Raw genomic sequence first — 1,570 nt, 5'->3', positions numbered from 1 at the left:
GATTAGGCTCGCGCTTAGTACGCACCGCTCGCCGCGGCAACGGGCAGATAACCCGATAAACCCGGTAGCCCGTTCCGGGTAACAGCATCCGGCTATTACCGGAACTTTTTGGCAATGACGCCCGGGCCTGGCGAGTGTGCCTGGATTTCACGACACATGGGGCGATACGGTGCGCAGCGGCACCCGCCGGTGACAAATGGCCGAGGTTGCTTACCGGGAACCGCTGGCCGAGGCCAACCGCAGTTCCTCGGGCCGGGAGCGGAACCACTCAACGGTCCGGCGCACGCCGTCCTCCACGCGGACTTCGGGCTGCCAGCCCAGCCTCTGGCTGGCCCGGGTGATGACCGGGCAGCGGCGGGTCGGGTCGTCGACCGGCAGCGGCAGGTGCTCCACCGGCGAGTCCGAGCCGGTCAGCCGGAGCACCAGCTTCGCGAAGTCGGCGACGGTGAATTCTTCCGGGTTCCCGAGGTTCACCGGGCCGCACTCGGCACAGTCGATCATGCTCATGATCCCGCGGATCAGGTCGTCCACGTAACAGAAACTGCGGGTCTGGGTGCCGTCGCCGTAAATGGTCAGCGGGTCCCCGTTCAGCGCCTGGGTGATGAAGTTCGAGACAATCCGCCCGTCCTGCGCGTTCATCCGCGGGCCGTACGTGTTGAAGATACGGATAATGCCGGCGTTCACACCGCGCGTGTCCCGGTAGGCACGGGTCAGTGCCTCGGCAAATCTCTTGGCCTCGTCGTAAACACTTCTCGGGCCGACCGGGTTGACGTTGCCCCAGTAATCCTCGGATTGCGGGTGCACGGCCGGGTCACCGTAGACCTCGCTGGTGGAGGCGAGGACGAAACGGGCCCCGTGCCGGTGGGCCACGCGCAGCGCGTTCTCCGTCCCCCGGCTCCCCACGGCCAGCGTCTCGAGCGGAAGGCGCAGGTACTCCGGGGGAGACGCCGGGCTGGCCAGATGGGCGACCGCATCGACCGGGCCGGGCACGTCGAGAGCGGAACTGACGTCGGCCTCCACGAACGTGAACCCGGGCCTGCCCATCAGGTGCGCGACGTTCTCCGGCCGGCCGGTGGCCAGATTGTCCACGCATACGGCACTGTCGCCCCGGGCAATTATCGCGTCACACAGATGGGATCCGAGGAAGCCGGCGCCCCCCGTCACCACGACTCGCATTACTTTCTCCTATCGAGGATATTGGCCGGGACTCCGCCCATCACCACGCCTGCCCGGGGCCGGAGGCCGACAATCTGCGCCAGGGGTAATCCGCGGGTAAATCCACGCCAGGCCAGCATGAAATTCTGTCTCAGAATGTACCAGCGACCGGAGGTGGCTGCGCCGGTTCGGGGGGTGAATGCCCTGTTCGCCCGGGACGGCGCGCCGCTTGGCCGGGGGCGTTCACTCCGGGGCAGGCGGCACCACGACAATCATCGTGAGAGCCACGGGCGTGGTCCCGTCATTCCGGTAGGCGTGCGGGACGCCGCCCGGGAACCGGGCCGACTGCCCGGCCGTCACCTGGTACGGCTCCCCGGCCACGGTCAGCGTGAGGGTGCCGTCCTCGACCCAGACC

2 protein-coding genes are annotated in these 1,570 nt (G+C 67.8%); both read right to left on the bottom strand.

The genetic code is table 11. From position 1 onward, the window contains the following. Window positions 1–210: 210 nt before the first annotated feature. The gene (locus WCA10_RS17185) at window positions 211–1,176 is read right to left on the bottom strand and encodes a UDP-glucuronic acid decarboxylase family protein (protein WP_472823739.1); all 966 of its coding nucleotides are present in this window, start codon (window positions 1,174–1,176) and stop codon (window positions 211–213) included. A gap of 222 nt (window positions 1,177–1,398) precedes the next feature. Then, window positions 1,399–1,570 (bottom strand): cupin domain-containing protein (locus tag WCA10_RS17180; protein WP_472823740.1); only part of this gene is annotated, 172 nt, incomplete at its 5' end.

The sequence above is a fragment of the Occallatibacter sp. genome, assembly GCF_049582745.1.
In the GTDB taxonomy this organism is placed as follows: Bacteria; Acidobacteriota; Terriglobia; order Terriglobales; family Acidobacteriaceae; genus Telmatobacter.
The sequence above is the reverse complement of the archived record's forward strand: the minus strand, read 5'-3'. Positions and strand labels throughout refer to the sequence as shown.